This window comes from Streptomyces sp. NPDC001348 (assembly GCF_053597535.1).
Genome location: NZ_JBSFIK010000044.1, coordinates 33,326 through 49,119, shown reverse-complemented (window position 1 = coordinate 49,119; position 15,794 = coordinate 33,326). Strand labels below are relative to the sequence as shown.

14 protein-coding genes and 2 pseudogenes are annotated in these 15,794 nt (G+C 70.2%); 6 read left to right on the top strand and 10 right to left on the bottom strand.

What is annotated here, in order from left to right; all coding sequences use genetic code 11:
- The first annotated feature begins 373 nt into the window (after positions 1–373).
- Together ACWC21_RS33820 and ACWC21_RS33815 are read left to right on the top strand one after the other, a co-directional pair.
- The gene (locus tag ACWC21_RS33820; protein ID WP_450887499.1) at positions 374–1,138 is read left to right on the top strand and encodes a response regulator transcription factor; all 765 of its coding nucleotides are present in this window, start codon (positions 374–376) and stop codon (positions 1,136–1,138) included.
- Positions 1,135–2,823 (top strand): sensor histidine kinase, encoded by a 1,689-nt coding sequence (locus ACWC21_RS33815; RefSeq protein ID WP_450887497.1) that lies wholly within the window; start codon positions 1,135–1,137, stop codon positions 2,821–2,823. The genes ACWC21_RS33820 and ACWC21_RS33815 overlap by 4 nt, the downstream gene beginning before the upstream one ends.
- Before the next feature lie 439 nt (positions 2,824–3,262).
- Here ACWC21_RS33815 and ACWC21_RS33810 read toward each other — a convergent pair.
- Positions 3,263–3,633: pseudogene (locus ACWC21_RS33810) on the bottom strand (BlaI/MecI/CopY family transcriptional regulator).
- Between the two features lie 109 nt (positions 3,634–3,742).
- Here ACWC21_RS33810 and ACWC21_RS33805 point away from each other — a divergent pair.
- Both ACWC21_RS33805 and ACWC21_RS33800 read left to right on the top strand, forming a co-directional pair.
- Positions 3,743–4,429, top strand: a complete 687-nt coding sequence (locus tag ACWC21_RS33805) for a DedA family protein (protein WP_450887495.1) — start codon at positions 3,743–3,745, stop codon at positions 4,427–4,429.
- Positions 4,426–5,031 carry a phosphatase PAP2 family protein gene (locus tag ACWC21_RS33800; RefSeq protein WP_450887493.1) on the top strand — a complete coding sequence of 202 codons (606 nt, stop codon included), beginning with the start codon at positions 4,426–4,428 and terminating at the stop codon, positions 5,029–5,031. Before ACWC21_RS33805 ends, ACWC21_RS33800 begins: the two co-directional genes overlap by 4 nt.
- 531 nt (positions 5,032–5,562) lie before the next feature.
- Here ACWC21_RS33800 and ACWC21_RS33795 read toward each other — a convergent pair.
- Positions 5,563–6,438, bottom strand: a complete 876-nt coding sequence (locus tag ACWC21_RS33795; RefSeq protein ID WP_450887491.1) for a glutathione S-transferase C-terminal domain-containing protein — start codon at positions 6,436–6,438, stop codon at positions 5,563–5,565.
- Positions 6,439–6,535: 97 nt separating this feature from the next.
- Positions 6,536–6,694: a hypothetical protein gene (locus ACWC21_RS33790; RefSeq protein ID WP_450887489.1), complete on the bottom strand. Its 159-nt coding sequence runs from the start codon at positions 6,692–6,694 to the stop codon at positions 6,536–6,538.
- A gap of 1,021 nt (positions 6,695–7,715) precedes the next feature.
- Here ACWC21_RS33790 and ACWC21_RS33785 point away from each other — a divergent pair.
- Both ACWC21_RS33785 and ACWC21_RS33780 read left to right on the top strand, forming a co-directional pair.
- Positions 7,716–8,825 (top strand): aliphatic sulfonate ABC transporter substrate-binding protein, encoded by a 1,110-nt coding sequence (locus ACWC21_RS33785; RefSeq protein ID WP_450887487.1) that lies wholly within the window; start codon positions 7,716–7,718, stop codon positions 8,823–8,825.
- A gap of 40 nt (positions 8,826–8,865) precedes the next feature.
- Positions 8,866–9,293 (top strand): annotated as a pseudogene (locus ACWC21_RS33780) (ATP-binding cassette domain-containing protein); the annotation flags it as partial.
- Positions 9,294–9,334: 41 nt separating this feature from the next.
- On the opposite strand, the gene ACWC21_RS33775 reads toward ACWC21_RS33780, so the two are convergent.
- The 7 genes from ACWC21_RS33775 to sfnG form a co-directional block, all read right to left on the bottom strand.
- Entirely contained in the window at positions 9,335–9,793 is a 459-nt protein-coding gene (locus tag ACWC21_RS33775) for an RrF2 family transcriptional regulator (protein ID WP_450887485.1), read from the bottom strand.
- Between the two features lie 51 nt (positions 9,794–9,844).
- Positions 9,845–11,065, bottom strand: coding sequence for an acyl-CoA dehydrogenase family protein (locus ACWC21_RS33770; RefSeq protein ID WP_450887483.1), 1,221 nt, complete (start codon positions 11,063–11,065; stop codon positions 9,845–9,847).
- A 231-nt stretch (positions 11,066–11,296) separates the two neighbouring features.
- Positions 11,297–11,497, bottom strand: a complete 201-nt coding sequence (locus ACWC21_RS33765; protein ID WP_450887481.1) for a hypothetical protein — start codon at positions 11,495–11,497, stop codon at positions 11,297–11,299.
- An 84-nt stretch (positions 11,498–11,581) separates the two neighbouring features.
- The gene (locus ACWC21_RS33760; RefSeq protein WP_450887479.1) at positions 11,582–12,778 is read right to left on the bottom strand and encodes an LLM class flavin-dependent oxidoreductase; all 1,197 of its coding nucleotides are present in this window, start codon (positions 12,776–12,778) and stop codon (positions 11,582–11,584) included.
- Between the two features lie 35 nt (positions 12,779–12,813).
- Positions 12,814–14,010, bottom strand: a complete 1,197-nt coding sequence (locus ACWC21_RS33755) for an SfnB family sulfur acquisition oxidoreductase (RefSeq protein WP_450887477.1) — start codon at positions 14,008–14,010, stop codon at positions 12,814–12,816.
- The gene (ssuE, locus tag ACWC21_RS33750; RefSeq protein ID WP_450887475.1) at positions 14,007–14,564 is read right to left on the bottom strand and encodes an NADPH-dependent FMN reductase; all 558 of its coding nucleotides are present in this window, start codon (positions 14,562–14,564) and stop codon (positions 14,007–14,009) included. Before ssuE ends, ACWC21_RS33755 begins: the two co-directional genes overlap by 4 nt.
- A gap of 41 nt (positions 14,565–14,605) precedes the next feature.
- Positions 14,606–15,742: a dimethylsulfone monooxygenase SfnG gene (gene sfnG, locus ACWC21_RS33745; protein ID WP_450887473.1), complete on the bottom strand. Its 1,137-nt coding sequence runs from the start codon at positions 15,740–15,742 to the stop codon at positions 14,606–14,608.
- Positions 15,743–15,794 lie beyond the last annotated feature (52 nt).

The following is a 15,794-nucleotide window of genomic DNA, read 5'->3' as shown; positions in this document are numbered from 1 at the left end:
CCGTCCCACGTTCGGCTTAAGGCAACCGTCACTCCGCAGCAAAGAACAGACAGTGGAGCAGCGCGACTGTTCCATGAGGTCAAGCCCGGTAAGCGAGCGGCACCCTGCCGGCCAGCAGCTCTTGGTCACACTCCATTCGACGCGACCGACATCCGGGGTTCTTAACTGTTTCCTGTCCATCCGCTGTCGACACACTGGATGTCCGCGCACACTCCTGGCCCGCGACTGCGCCATCCGGTGGAATTCCAACGAGCCCATCGGGGACCTCACCTGCCCCGACGCCACAGGACCGCCTCGGACAGGTTCACCTGCACGGGGGAATGCACCGGCGATTTCCCCGCACGATGCGCATGCCGTTTGTGAGCCTGACGGTATGCACGTGTTGCTGATCGAGGACGACGACCGGGTGGCCGCACCGTTGATGGAAGGGCTGTGCCGCTTCGGGTTCACCGTGGAACATGCGCGGACGGGTGCCGACGGCCTGTCCGCCGGGGAACCGGAGATGGTGCTGCTCGACCTGGGACTGCCCGACATGGACGGCATCGACGTCTGCCGGGAACTGCGGGCCCGTTCCGCCGTCCCGATCATCATGATCACTGCCCGGGACTCCGAAGTCGATCGCGTGCTCGGCCTGGAACTGGGCGCGGACGACTATCTGTCCAAGCCGTTCGGAACCCGGGAACTGGTGGCCCGTATCCGCGCCGTCACGCGCCGGACCGGCGCTCCATCCATCGACCCGGGAGGTCCCCTGACGGAGCCCGGCGGCCCGGACCGGGACGGTGTACCGGGCGCCCGGCGAATCGGGCCCCTGACCATCGACCGCCGCACCCGTCAAGTGCACCTGCACCGGTCGCCCATCGCCCTGGCTCCCAGGGAGTTCGACCTCCTCGTCTGCCTCGCCGAGGATCCCGGAGCCGTCTTCTCCCGCCAGCAGATCCTCGACACCGCCTGGGAGCCGCACTACTTCGGCCCGACCAAGACGCTTGACGTCCACATCTCCGCCCTGCGCCGCAAACTCGGTGATCCCTCCTGGATCGAGAACATCCGCGGCATCGGCTTCCGTCTCGTACCGCCGCCGGAAAGGGCCGGCGCCCCCTCCCAGGTACCGCCCGAACAGCCCCGCACAGGTACTCGATGACCCGCCGCCTCCTGCTCAGCTACCTCACCCTCATGGCGCTCGTCCTCCTCGCCCTCGAAGTGCCGTTCGGTTTCGTCTACGCCCGCAGCGAGCTGAACCGCTTCTCCCACACCGCGGAACTGGGCGCGGTAACCCTCGCCGCGGTGTGCGAGGAGAAACTCGAGCACGGACTGGCCTCCGACCTGCCCCAACTCGCCCGCAGCTACGCTCGACGCACCGGCAGCGGCGTGGTCGTCACCGACCGGAGGGGCATCGTCCTCACCGACACCACAACCGCCACCACCGTAGGGAGGAATTTCTCTTCCCAACCGGACATCGCCGCCGCCCTGAGCGACCGGCCCGCCACCGGCATCAGCCACGACCTCGCCCCGGGCGGCAAAGTCCTGTTCGCCACCGTGCCAGGCACCTCCAGCGACACAGTGCCCTGCGTCGTACGGACTCTGTACTCCCTTGACCCACTTGCTCAGAAAGTCCACGCCACCTGGATCGCGCTCGCCCTCGTCGGGCTGGGCGTGCTGGCCGTGGTCGCTCTCATCGGCTTCGCACTGGCCCGCTGGGTCACCCGTCCCCTCCGGGCCCTGGATCACGCCACCAGGCAACTCGCCGACGGCCGCCTCACCGACCCTCCCGCCACCGACCGCGGGCCGCCGGAACTGCGACAACTGGCCACCTCCTTCACCTGCACGGCAAGCCGGCTCCAGCACCTGCTCCGCGCCCAGGAAGCCTTCGCCTCCGAGGCGTCACACCAGCTGAAGACCCCGCTGACCTCGCTGCGCCTGCGCCTTGAGAACTTCGAGCCCCATCTCGCCCCCTGCGCCCAGCACAGCCTGGGCGAAGCGATCGGCGAAGTGGGACGGCTCAGCCGCATGGTGCAGGGGCTGCTCGCCCTGGCCCGGCTGGAGAACTCGGCGACCACACCGGAGGTCGTCGACCTCGACGCCGTCGTGACCGACCGCGCGGCCATCTGGACCGCGTTCGCCGGTGAACAGCGGGTCGACATCGCGGTGGCCGGAACCAGGGCCGGACCGGTGTGGGCAGTCCCGGGAGCACTCGAGCAGATCATCGACAACCTGCTCTCCAACGCACTGCGGGTGTCCCCTCCCGGCACCACCATCACCCTCGCAACCACTCCGGCACCCACCGACAACGGCCGTACCCCACCCATGGCCGAACTGCACGTGGTCGATCAAGGCCCTGGCATGACCGAAACCGAACGGCAACGCGCCTTCGACCGGTTCTGGCGTGCCCCAGACGCACACCACGACGGCACCGGCCTCGGCCTGTCCATGGTCCAGCGACTCACCCAGGCCAGCGGTGGCGACGTCACACTCGACGCCGCACCCCACGGCGGCCTCGACGCCCGCATCCGGCTCCGGCCCGCACAAGTCACCCGCACCCGGAAACACCCCGTCAGCCGCGCGGGCCCACCCCACCTCGCCCGTGCCGGGTCGGCCGACCAGGAACCCGGGCTCGACTCGCGTCTTGCGACGCTGCAGGTGGAGCAGCCGGGGCAACAGAGGCTCGTGTTCGCCGGCGCGGAAGTGTCGCCGGGCGTTCAGGCACCGGCCGCCGTGACGACGGCGTCGGTGGCGAAACCGAGCAGGGGGCCCAGCAGGATGCACCAGGTCGTGAGGGTCTTCAGCCCGTTCCTGCGGGCGACGGCCAGCAGCTCGATGACCACGTAGAGGATCGAACCGGCGGCGAGGCCGAGGAAGGCGATCGACAGAGTGTCGTTGACCAGGTGCTGGCCCACGAGCGTGCCGAGGAACGTGGGGCCGCCTCCGGTCAGGCCGAGCCACAGCAGGGTGAGCCAGGAGGGGCGTTCACCCTCGGCGGTCAGGGGGGCGACGATGCCGAAGCCCTCGGTGGCGTTGTGCAGGCCGAACCCGATGATCAACAGGAGGGCGAGGGAGAGCTCGCCCTGGGCGGCGGAGTTGCCGATGGGGAAGCCTGAGCAACCTGGTCAGGATGAGGGCGCCGAGGACGGCGACGCAGACTCCCGCCAGCGCGAGATCCGATGCGGTGAGGACCCACAGCGCGGCGGCGGGGGCGAGACGGTCGAGCGGTCGCGGGCCGGCCTCGACGTGAGGAAGAGCAGAATCATCGGTACGAACAGCAGAGCCGTCATGGATCGTCACCGTCCAGGAGCTGACGCAGGACCTGTTCGTCGCCGGGGCCGAGCTGGGCGACGAAGCGGGCCAGGACCGTCTCCCGGTCGGCGTCCCGGTCGAGTTCGGTGTGCATGCGCCTGGCGGTCAGACCCTGAGCGTCCTGCACGGGAACGTAGGCGTAGCCGCGCCCCTGCCGTTCGCGACTGCCCACGCCCTTCCGTGCGGACGGGTCGGTATCGTCGCCACCGTTGTCCGGGCCAAGCCGGAGCCGAGTTCGTTCTGAACCCGACCGGGCGTAAGCGGGATCCCAGCAGCCCACAGCGCCACCATGACGGCCGCTTCCAGCTCACCGGCCGGCCGCCTCACGTCCCGTCCGTCGGTCATGGGAACGTTCCTCACTCCGCTGTCGTCTACAGTGAGTAGACCGTCTACATCATTGTAGTCACTTGTCGGGTGCTGTTTCTTCCGCCGCACCCGACTGTCAGGAAGAACGATGAAAGGGCTCCCGACGTTGACCACAGCAACGCACCTGCCGTCGCAGCTCGCCGTCAATGTGCTGGATGCGCGGTCGTTGCTGTCCGCCTTCGGCGTGCTGGGCGTGTGTGTGGTGCTGTTCGCCGAGACCGGGCTGCTGATCGGCTTCTTCCTGCCGGGCGACTCGCTGCTGTTCACCGCCGGTCTGCTGTGCACCGGCAGCGCCGACCGCGGCCTGAAGCTGTCGCTCGCCCCGCTCCTTGTCGCGGCGGCGGTGGGGGCACTGGCCGGCTCGCAGTGCGGATTTCTCCTGGGCCGAAGAGCGGGCGGCGCCCTGCTCGCCCGCAGCCGCTCGGCCCGCCTGCTCGAGGGAGCGAAGCGTGCGGAGGAGCTGCTGGAGCGCTATGGGCATGCGAAGGCGATCGTGCTGGCCCGCTTCGTTCCGGTGGTGCGTACGGTCCTGAACCCGATGGCGGGCGCCCTGCAGGTGCCGGTGCGGACGTTCACCGTCTGGCAGGTGATCGGCGGGCTGGGGTGGAGCCTCGGTCTCACACTCGCGGGTTACGCGCTGGGCTCCTCCGTACCGAACGTGGACCGGTATCTGCTGCCGATGGTCGCGGTGATCGTGGCCCTGTCACTGATCCCGCTCGTCTCCGAGATGTTGCGCTCGCGGCGGGAATCGAAGGCGAAGGAGGCCCGGGGATGATCCTCGCCCTCGACGGCTCGTCGGTCGACGGCGCGGCCTACACGGATGTGGTGGATCTCGCCCGGCGCGCTCCTGCCTGGCTGAACGACACCGTGTCGGTGTGGTCGACGTACGGTCTGGCCCTGTTCGCGGTACTCATGGTCGTCGGCTGGTGGCGAGCCCGCCGGGCCGGCGCCACCGCCTCGGTGACGGCGCTCGCCGTGCCGCTCGTCGTGATCGTGGCCTACGGAGTGGACGCGGCACTGAAGCTGCTGGTGCGCGAGGACCGGCCCTGCCAGAGCCTGCGGGTGGTCACGCTGGAGGCGTGTCCGGCACGAGGCGACTGGTCCTTTCCCAGCAACCACGCGGCCATCGCCGCCGCCGCGGCCATCGCCCTGCTGTTCGTCTCCCGGCGGCTGGGCTCGGTCGCCGTCGTCGCCGCCGGCGCGATGGTGGCCTCGCGGGTCTGGGTCGGCGCACACTACCCCCATGACGTGGCGGCAGGAGTCGTGGTCGGTGTCCTGACCGTGCTGCTCGTCATGCCGGCCGTGCGCAGGCGTGCGGAGTCGCTGGCCGGGCGACTGACGGGCACCCGCCTGCGTGGACTGCTGGCGGAGTCATGAAACGCGGCGACATCGCCGAACTGTCCGGCAGCTGCGGCCTCGGGCTGACCGTTTGCTGACTTTCCTGACGCTTGCTCAGAGGTGCTGAGGCGTGTTTCGGGGGCCGCATCACTCTCCGTGCCGCCCCGCGCGGACGGTGGATCAGCGTGGGCAATGGCGCCTACAAGACGCCCCCCGACGGACAGCGCGGTCTCCAAACCCGCAGCGTGGAGGTCAACCACTGGTCGCCGGTTACTGGGTTTGAGCTCGTGATGTCGTTCCGCTCGTCTGGCGGATGAACAGCCCGGTCTCGGCGGGGCAGCCGTCCATAGGCACAAGATCAGCGCGCAGCCCGGACGGCCTGCCGAACCAAGACACAGACGCAAAACGCTCGACTGGAAACCCCAGCCGAGCGCCTGCGTCAGCTGCTCGCCGCCTCATCAACCGACGGCGTGTCCGCCACCCCCGCCTCTCCGGTCCTGCAGGGGTTTCGGTTCAGCGCCTCGGCTATCGGACCGCGGCCCCCCGGGCTCTCCCACTGTGCGTATCCGGTCAGCCGGGCTGTCGCACGCCCTCCGGCTCCTTGCGCGGTGCGTACGCCATCCAGTCCACGATCTGTACCGCCGCACCGGCGGCCTCCGTGCCCCGGCAGTGGGCGTGGTGCCGCCGGGCGATGCCGTCCAGGTCGAGGTGGGAGCCGAAGGCGGGGTGTGCCGCCAGCCGCCGTGCGTACGCCCACACGCGGGGGTGCTCGGTGACGCGGTGCACCGCGGCGGCGTCCAGGTGGTGGCGGTGCACCGTGTCCAGCTGCACGAGCGTCACCCACAACTGGACGTCGCCGAGGGTGAGTTCGCCGCCCAGCACGTGCTCCTGGGAGGCGAGCCTCCACTCCAGCACATCCAGCGTGCGCAGCAGGGTGGCCAGTGCGGTGTCGCGTGCCGCCGGGTCGCCGTCGGACTGCCCCGCGCGCTGGGCGGCCCAGGTGATGCCCTGCTCGCAGAGTCGGCCAACGGTCTCGATGGCCTTCTCGGCACCGCGGGGGTGGAGATCGGGGCCGTGTCCGCCGAACCGCCGGGCCAGGTCCCGCAGGATGTCGGGGGTGTGGGTGCTGACGATCGTTCCGGTCCAGTTGTCGCTGAGGACCGGTGCCACGGCCGGTCCGGGGTGCTGGTGCGAACTGGCTTCGTACAACGGGCGCAGTGCCAGGTGTCCGCCGTCCGAGGTGTCGGGCAGGGCGGGCAGCAGCGTCACCGGGAGGATGTCGTCGAGGCCGAGCAGGCTGTGCGTGACGGCGATCTGCAGGCAGTGCGGACAGGACAGCGAGAGGTGCAGTCGGTACCGCTGCGGCGCGGCGTAGTAGCCGCTGCGCGCGTCATGGCCGATCCTGCTCCGGAAGGACGGCACGGCTGTCGGGGATGTGGCGGACATGCGTCTCCCTGGGGTGCTGGGTCGCAGGCATACAGGCATACGGGAGTGACGGCTCGCGGCGGCTTCGGCACGGCCGGGATGCGGTGCTGGCGTGGGATCAGACGCTGATGGGCGTAAAGCATTCACTGCGCAGGGAACTCGCCGCACTGCAGACGCGCAGCAGGTCGATGTGGCGGCGGGACGTCAGCAGCAGCAGCAGTGGACGGACGGAGATGCGGACGGCTCGACGGCCGAGGCCCAGCACTGGACAGTCCATCTTTCCCTACCGATCCACTATGGTTCCCGTATTGGAGTGTCAGGGCGCGGCCGAGTCCCGTCAAGTGGGCGCCTTGCACCCGCACCAGAACGTCTCACCACGCGTGAAGGCCCGCCAGGCCCGCCCGTGCGGCCAGGCAAACAGTCGGTCGCGCAGGCGACGAACAGCGCCGGACCGCCTCGACGGCGGCGCCGGCAAGTGAGGGATCGGCGCCACGCCGGGCGCTCGCGCTGAGCCGTACCGGAGCGACCGCGGACAGGCCGCCGACCAGGTTCGGCCTTCGGAGTGTCGGCCTGAGCAGCGCGACGCCCAGTCCGGCCACCGTCGTCGAGGACGACCGCGGGACAGCCGGCCTCGACGGCGGTGGCCGGGGTGTGGTCGGCGGCAAGCGCACGGCGGTGATGACACCGGGGTCATTGACGGCGACCAGAGGCAGCGGGGCCGGGGCGGCGGGCGGATTCCAGCCGAGGGCGGCGTACCAGCGCAGCATCGCCCACGGCGGTGACCGCCGCGGCGGTCACCTCGGTGACGTGGACAGCCAGGTCGATCTCACCGCGGTCGACAGCGTTCGGCAGCCAGGCCGAGCGGTCGATTCGCCCCCGGGCGCACTTCCTGTACGGCCCCGGTGAGCACCGGGAGCGTCTGGTCGGCACATCGAGCGGGTCGCCGATCAGTTCACCGCTGCGTGTGAGCGATCCCGAGCGTCCAGGGAAACCGCTGACACACTGGGCCGATCACCTTTGATCCCGAATATTGAGATAACCACGTCCATCATGTGAATGCCCCCTTGGGGTGGGTGCCACCTTCTGCCACGATCCCTAGCGGTCAGGTAGGAAAACTAGGAATCAGGGGGTGGCCATGGGAGTGCTCAGCTGCGCTGACCGGGTGCTGCCCGTGCTGACCTCGCGTCGTCACATCGACTTCGGCCGTACGTCCAGTTCCATCTGTCAGCCGGTCTGAGACTTCAGCACGCCGTTCCACACCTCCTCGATCACCCCTCCTTCCCTGAGAGGACACCTCCGTGTCTGCCGCAAGACCGCTCACCACCCTGCGCACCCTCGCCGTCATGGCTACGCTTCCGCTTCTGCTCACCGCATGCGGCTACGGCTCCAAATCGACCGACGACGGCAAGCAGACCCCGGCTGCCGCGGCAGGCGCCAAAAAGCTCTCCGCCGACGAAGTGAAGATCGGCTACTTCCCCAACCTCACCCACGCCACCGCTCTGGTGGGCGTCCAGGAGGGTCTGTTCCAGAAGGAGCTCGGCGGCACCACGATCAAGGCCTCGACCTTCAACGCCGGCCCTTCCGAGATCGAGGCGCTGAACGCCGGGTCCATCGACATCGGCTGGATCGGCCCGTCCCCGGCGATCAACGGCTACACCAAGTCGGGCGGCAAGAACTTGCGGATCGTTGGCGGTTCCGCCTCCGGTGGCGTGAAGCTCGTCGTCAATCCGAAGAAGATCAAGTCCTTGAAGGACGTCAAGGGCAAGACGATCGCCACGCCGCAGCTCGGCAACACCCAGGACGTCGCGTTCCTCAACTGGATCGCGGACCAGGGCTGGAAGGTGGACGCCGAGAGCGGCAAGGGCGACGTCTCCGTCGTCCGCACCGACAACAAGATCACCCCGGATGCCTACAAGGCGGGCTCGATCGACGGCGCCTGGGTGCCGGAGCCGACCGCGTCGAAGCTGGTCGCCGAGGGCGGCAAGGTGCTGCTCGACGAGTCGACGCTGTGGCCCGGCAAGAAGTTCGTGATCACGAACATCATCGTGTCGCAGAAGTTCCTCAAGGAGCACCCCGACGTCGTCGAGGCCGTACTGCGCGGCTCCGTGAAGACCAACGCGTGGATCAACGCGAACCCGGACAAGGCGAAGGCGGCCGCCAACACGGCGCTGGAGAAGCTGTCGGGCAAGGCGCTGCCCGCCGAGGTCATCGACCCGGCCTGGAAGTCCATCACCTTCCTCGACGACCCGCTGGCCTCCACGCTCAACACCGAGGCGGAGCACGCGGTGAAGGCCGGCCTGCTGGACAAGCCCGACCTGAAGGGCATCTACGACCTCACGCTGCTCAACAAGGTTCTCAAGGCCGAAGACAAGGACGCGGTCGACGACGCCGGTCTCGGCGCCGAGTAACGACCGGCAGGCCCCGCTGAGTTCCCAGGAGGTGGCGACCGTGGCCACCACGGTCACCAATACGGCCGAGGACACCGCGGCGGTGACGCACGCCGCCCGCATCGAGCACGTCTCGAAGTCCTTCCCCGCCCCGGGCAACGCCCGGCGGATCGCAGCTCGTGCTGGACGACATCACACTCGATGTCGCACCGGGCGAGTTCGTCACCCTCCTGGGGGCCTCGGACTGAGGCGAGCCCACGCTGCTCAACCTGTCGCCGGACCGGACCGGCCGTCCGCCGGCTCCATCGGCAGGGACGGCCGCCCCGCCCTGATGTTCCAGGACCACGCCTGCTCCCGTGGCTGACGGCGGGCAAGAACATCGAACTCGCCCTGAAGCTGCGCCGGGTCGCCGAGCCGGATCGCCGCGCGGAGGCGGAACGGCTGCTGGACCCGGCTGCAGGGCGACTCGTCGATGCTGGTGGCCGTAGACCCGCGGCGCCGGCAGATCTCTGTCGTTCACCGGACGTCGGTCAGGGATTCGTCCAGGCCCCGGGGTCCTCCGCGAGGCTCAGGACCTCGTCGGGCAGCTTGGCCGCGGCCACTTGAGCCAGGGTGACCTCGCCGAGGATCTTGCGGACGTTGGCGCGTACGGCGATCCACAGGGGCAGCAGCGGCTCCGCGGGACCGCAATAGGAGAGCTCGGGTGGGCGCACTCCCCGCACCGATACCAGGGGGCCGTCCGCCACGCGGATGACGTCGGCGACGGCGATCGACTCCGCCGGGCGGGCGAGCCGGTAACCGCCCTTGCCGCCCCGCTGGCTGACCACAAGACCGCCCCGGCGCAGGTCGCCGAGAATGCCCTCCAGGAATTTGTGCGGGATGCCCTGCGCCGAGGCGATCGCCTCGGCCTTGAGCGAGGCCTCGCCCCCTGCCGCGGCCAGCTCCAGTGCCGCCCGCACCGCATAGTCCGCCCGCGCCGAGATCCGCATGCCGCGATTATCCATCACTGTCGTGTCCGCCCCGCACCCTCACTCTCCCGGTCAGGCGGGAAGGGCGAAGGGTGGGTGCGTGCCGTTGAGGAAGTAGTCGCCCACCTCGCGCAGTCTGTGGGCGACCGGCTCGCGCAGGGTGTGTGTCCGGGCGTTGCGCCAGAAGCGGTCGAAGCCGTGCCGTGTGGAGGCGGCGTCGGCACCGATGACGTCCAGGGCACGGGTGGTGATCTCCTGCGCGGCCCGGGACGCGGCGGACTCGGCCACGCTCGCGAGGACGGTGATCTCCGCGCACTCCTCGTCGTCGAGGTCCGCACCCCGGGCGAGGCCTCGCACCAGGGCGTCCACCGCCTGCTCGGCGAGGGCGGACGCGGCACGTGCGCCGACGGCGAGCTCGCCGTACACGGTCAGCGCGTAGGAAGCCCGCGGCGGACTGTCCGGCCAGGGCTGCGGCGAGAAGGGCTGCCAGGGGAACCTCATCCCCCTTCCGTACTCGCGGACCTCGGCCAGCAGACCCTCTGCCACGCCGAGGCAGAACTGGACGGCGACCAGACGCGCGGTCGGCGCGGCCAGAGCGGCGAAGGGTGACAGGACGCCCTCGTCCGCCGAGACGGTGCCGAGCACGTCGTCGGCCGCGACCGGCACGGAATCGAACTCCACGCCGCCGCCGGCCGCGAGCCGCTGGCCGAAGGCGTCCCCGCCGCCGCTCACGACGCCCGGGCGGGCGGGGTCGACCAGGACGGCCAACGGCTCACCGGTGCCGTACTTCGCGGCTCGGACCACCAGCCGGTCGGCGACCCCGACTCCGGTGGCATACCTCTGGTAGCCGGTGAGCAGATGGCCCCCCGGCGTGGGGGTCAGGATCAGTGGTGGTTCAGGTGAGCCGATACCGCCTCCCCAGCACCACCGCCCCGCCGTCGACTCCCGCTCGATACGCTCGGCACGGGTGCGGTCGGCGAAGAACCGGGGGGTGCAGGACAGGAAGTAGTGGTTGCCCAGCAGGTGGCCGATGGCCCCGTCGGCAGCGGCGACGGTCCGGATGACCGCACAGGCCGTGCGCCAGTCCCCGCCGCCTCCCCCGAGTTCCGCCGGTGCCGGGAGTGTCAGCAGTCCCGACTCGCGCAACCGCGCCACCTCGTCGAACGGTGCCTTGCCGGCCTGTTCACGCTCGACCGCGTCCGTGGCCAGGTCGTCCGCCAGCTCACGGGCTATGTGCAGCCAGTCGACCTGCCCGGCTCCCGCGTCGGTCACCTCGTCCGCCGTCACCGTCACACCCTCACCCGCTTCATACGACTGCGGCTGTCGCTGCGGCGAGCGCTGTGGTCATGGCGTCTTCCTCCAGGGGGCCGAGGGCGACGCGGTGACCGGCGAATGCGGCGCGGGAGCGCGGCGTGCGCAGTGACGCGTCGGCTTCATCATCCTCACCCACCTCTTCGACCACCGTCAACGGTTTCCCTAGTAATTCGATAGGAAAACTAGGAAAGTCGGCCTGTTCCGGCTGATTCACAGGCCCGGGTGGCGAGTTCGCGATGGCGGGCGGCCGGGTGCTCGTCCCTGCCCCGGAGGCTGCCGGCGGGCGCGCAGTTCCGGGACGACGAGGTCGACGGAGGTGCCGGGGGTGGTGGCGTAGACGAGGTTGAAGCCGTCGATGTCAGCCTCCTCGCCCCAGCGCTCCAGTCGTCCGACCGTTCGCCGCATCGGCATGCACGGCAGGACGCCGTCAGCGTCGCGCAGGGTGGGCTCGCGGGCACTTGGCGACCGCCCCGGCGTCGTCGGCGATCACCTGGGTCATCGCGCGCTCCCGGCACCGGCGAAGGGGACCTGGGCGGCGGGGGCTGCCTCCTGCCCGTACGGATGCCGCCACAGACCCTGCGCCTGAAGCTTCGGCAGCACGCCCTCGCCGAACCAGTACGCCTCCTCCAGATGCGGATACCCGGAGAAGATGAACTCCTCGATCCCCAACGCGGCGTACTCCTTGATCCGCTCGGCAACCTCGGTGTGACTTCCGACCAGGGCGGTCCCCGCCCCACCCCGCACCAACCCGATGCCCGCCCACAGATTGGGATGGATCTCCAGCCCGGTGGGGGTCCCCCCGCGCGAGCGAAGTCGAGCGTGGGGGAGGCTCCCACCCCCGTGCAAGGCCAGCATGCGCTGCTGGCCCTCCGACTCACTGCGGGCGAGCCCCGCCTGAACCTGCCGCACGGTCTCCGCATCGAAGCCCGCCAGCAGCCGGTCCGCCACGGCCCAGGCCTGCTCGGAGGTGTCGCGGGTGATGACGTGCAACCGGATTCCGAAGCGGACGCTGCGACCCTCCTGCGCGGCCAGCCTCCTGATCCGGGCGATCTTCTCGGCGACCTGCGCCGGCGGCTCCCCCCACGTGAGGTAGACGTCGGCATGCCGCGCGGCGACCTCCCCGGCGATCGCCGAGGATCCACCGAAGTACACCTCGGGCACCGGGTCGGGCACCCGGGCGAGCTTCGCGTCCTCGACCTGGAGGTGCTCGCCGGACAGGTCGACGGTCCTGCCCTCCCACAACCCCCGGACGACTTGCAGGAATTCGCCGGTACGGCGATACCGCGCGTCCTTGTCCAGGAAGTCGCCGTAGGACCGCTGCTCGTGGCTCTCGCCGCCGGTGACGACGTTGAGCAGGAGACGCCCGCCGGTCTGCCGCTGGAAGGTGGAGGCCATCTGCGCCGCGAGCGTCGGCGACACGAAGCCGGGGCGGAAGGCGACGAGGAACTTCAGCCGCTCGCTGTTCTGGCTGACCATGGCAGTGGTCAGCCACGCGTCCTCGCACCACGCGCCGGTCGGCGTGAGAGCGCCGACGAAGCCGAGGTCCTCGGCGGCACGGGCGATCTGGCTCAGGTAGGCGACCGTCGGCGGCCGGTCACGCCCGGACTCCGTGGCAGGGGTGCCGTGGCCGCCGCCGACGACGTGGCGGCTGTCGCCGTTGGTGGGCAGGAACCAGTGGAAGGTGAGGGACACGTGGGGGCTCCGATCGGTGTTTTGTTGAGGGTTCGTCAGAGCAGGCCATGTCGCGGCGGCTTGGTGCCGCCCAGCACGTAACGGCCGATGTGCTGGACCTTCCAGCGGGCCGGGTCGTGCAGGGTGTGGGTGCGCGCGTCGCGCCAATGGCGGTGCAGGCCCAGGGAGTCGAGCGCCGAGCGGGTACCGGAGACCTCGAACAGGGCGCTGGCGATCTCGACGGCGGCCTCGGCCGCCGTCACTTTCGCGGTGGCCACCGCGATCGATGCCTTGGCGGCCGAGTCGTCGTTCAGGTCGGCGCGAGCGTCGTCGACCGCGCGGGCGGCCTCGCGGAGCAACGCTTCGGCAGCCCGTTCACTGATCGCCAGTTCGCCGAACCGCTGGATCAGCAGCGGATCCTCCGCGGCGGTCGTGTGCCCTTCGGCGGCGCTCTCGAACCAGGGGCGGCTCTTCGTACGGACGAACTCCACCGCCTCGGCCAGCGCCCCGGAGGCGATCCCGGCATCGATGGCCGCGTGCAGCAACTGAGCCACCGCGCCGTGGAGTTGGGGACCTTGGAAGGTGAGATGGTGCGGAACGACACGGTCGGCGGGCACCGCCACCGACTCCAGACGGACGGTTCCGCTTGCGGTGGTGCGCTGTCCCATCCCGTCCCAGTCGTCCACGACCGTGAGGCCGGGGGCGTCGCGCGGTACGTAGGCCACCTGCAGGGTGTCGTCCTCGGTGCGGGCGAGGACGGGGATCCAGTGGGCGAGCAGCGCGCCGGTGGAGTAGTGCTTGACGCCGTCGAGGACGTACGACCCGCCCGGGAGCCGGGCGAGGCGGGTGCGGATGTCCTGGACGTGCTGGGTGCCCGCCTCGGACTGGGCGTTGCCGAACCGCTTGCCGGCCAGTACCTCGCCGAAGAAGAACTCCTGCTGCTCGTGGGTCCCCTGCCGGCGCAACACGTTGACGTACACGAAGTGGCTCTGCGGGATCTGGGCCAGGCTGGCGTCGGCGGCGGCCAGCAGTCGGAAGATCTCGGCGAGCGTGTCCGCACGGACATCGGCGCCGCCGAACCGGGCGGGCACCGTCACGGCGAGCAGCCCGGAGGCGGACAGCCGCTCCAGCTCCGTGCGCGGGAGCCTGCGCCGCGCGTCCCGCTCGGCGGCGCCCTTGCGGAAGCCGGCGGCCAGCTCCGCGGCCACGGCAAGGGCCTCGGCGTCGTCCGCGATGACGTGCGCGACGCTCATCCGGCGGCCGCCAGCAGCGTCGTACGGCCACCCAGCGCCGCCGAGAACTGGTCCGTGACCTGCGCCAGGGCCGCGGCCGATCCCGGCGCGACGGCCAGTGTGCCGTCCTCGCCCACCGTGATGTCCTTGTCGAGCGTGAACCAGCCCGGTGTGATGTGCGCAGGGCCCATGGAGGCCAGCACCGGGCGCAGTGCGTAGTCGATGGCCAGGACGTGGGCGGTGGTGCCGCCGGTGGCCAGCGGGAGGACCGTCTTGCCCGCCAGCGCGTACTGAGGCAGCAGGTCCAGCAGGGACTTCAGGAGCCCGGAGTAGGCGGCCTTGTAGACGGGGGTACCGATCACCACCCCGTCCGCCTGGTCGAACAGGGCGGTGGCCCGGACGATCGCCGGGTGACCGAAGTCGGCCCCGAGCAGCGCCTCGGCCGGCAGGGTGCGAACGTCCAGCGCGATCACCTCGTGCCCCTGCGCGATGAGCCGCTCGTCCAGGTGGCGCAGCAGCCGAGCGGTGCGGGAGGTGGCGGAGGGGCTTCCGGAGACGGACAGGACAGTGGCCATGGGAGGGACCTTTCGGTTCGTCGTTTCGTGTGCGGGCGCGGTCAGGCGCGGGCGGCGGCGGGCTCGGACGCGGCTTCCTGTGTCTCCAGTTCGCGCACCAGGGGCAGCACCCGCTTGCCGAAGTACTCGACCTCCTCCAGGTAGTGCAGGAAGCCGAGGAGGAAGAGGTCGACCCCGAGCCGCTTGTAGGCGACGATCCGCTCGGCGATCTGCTCAGGGGTGCCGATCAGACCAGTCCGGAAGCCGTCGTTGTACTGGACGAGGTCCTCGAACCCGGAGTCCTGCCACATGCCCTTGCCGTCGCCGGTGGACCGGCCGGCCTGCTGGACGGCGTCGCGGAAGCCGTGCACGGCCTGGGCGTCGGCCTTGACGACGATCTCGCGGAGCGTCTCGCGGGCTTCGGCCTCGGTGTCGCGGGCGATCAGGAAGCCGTTGAGGCCGAACCTCGGTGCCGTACGGCCCGCTCGGGCGGCGGAGACACGGACGTCGTCGATCTGCTCGGTGACACCGTCGAAATCCTTGCCGTTGGAGAAGTACCAGTCGGAGACCCGGCCGGCCATGGCACGGGCGGCGGTCGAATTGCCGCCCTGGAAGATCTCCGGGTGCGGGCGCTCAGGGGTGATGAGTGGCTTGGGCTTGAGGGAGAAGTCACGCAACCGGTAGAAGTCACCCGCGAGTTCGGCATGGTCCTCGGTCCAGATCTGCCGCAGGGCGCGGATGAACTCCTCGGAGCGCCGGTAGCGTTCGTCGTGCTCCAGCCAGGGCTCGCCGAGAGCGGTGAACTCCCCCTTGAACCAGCCCGATACGACGTTGACGGCGAAACGGCCGTTCGACAGGTGGTCGGCGGTGGCTCCGAGCTTGGCCAGCACACCCGGGTGCCACAGGCCCGGATGCACGGCGGCGATGACCTTCAGCCGCTGCGTGGCGAGCAGCAGGGCAAGGCTGAAACTGGTCGACTCGTGCTGGTACTCGGCGCCGTAGCTGGCCATGTAGCGGACCTGGCTGAGCGCGTAGTCGAAGCCGTTGTGCTCGGCGAGGACGGCGAGTTCGCGGTTGTAGTCGTAGCCCCAGTCGGTGCGCTGCTCGATTTTGCTGGTGACGAGACCACCACTGACGTTCGGCACCCAGTAGGCGAAACGGACGGGATCGGATCCGGGGTATACGGAGGACGCGGGCATGGGAACTCCTCGCGGGGGAATGCTGCGCCGGCAGGACGAATGAGCTCGGGGA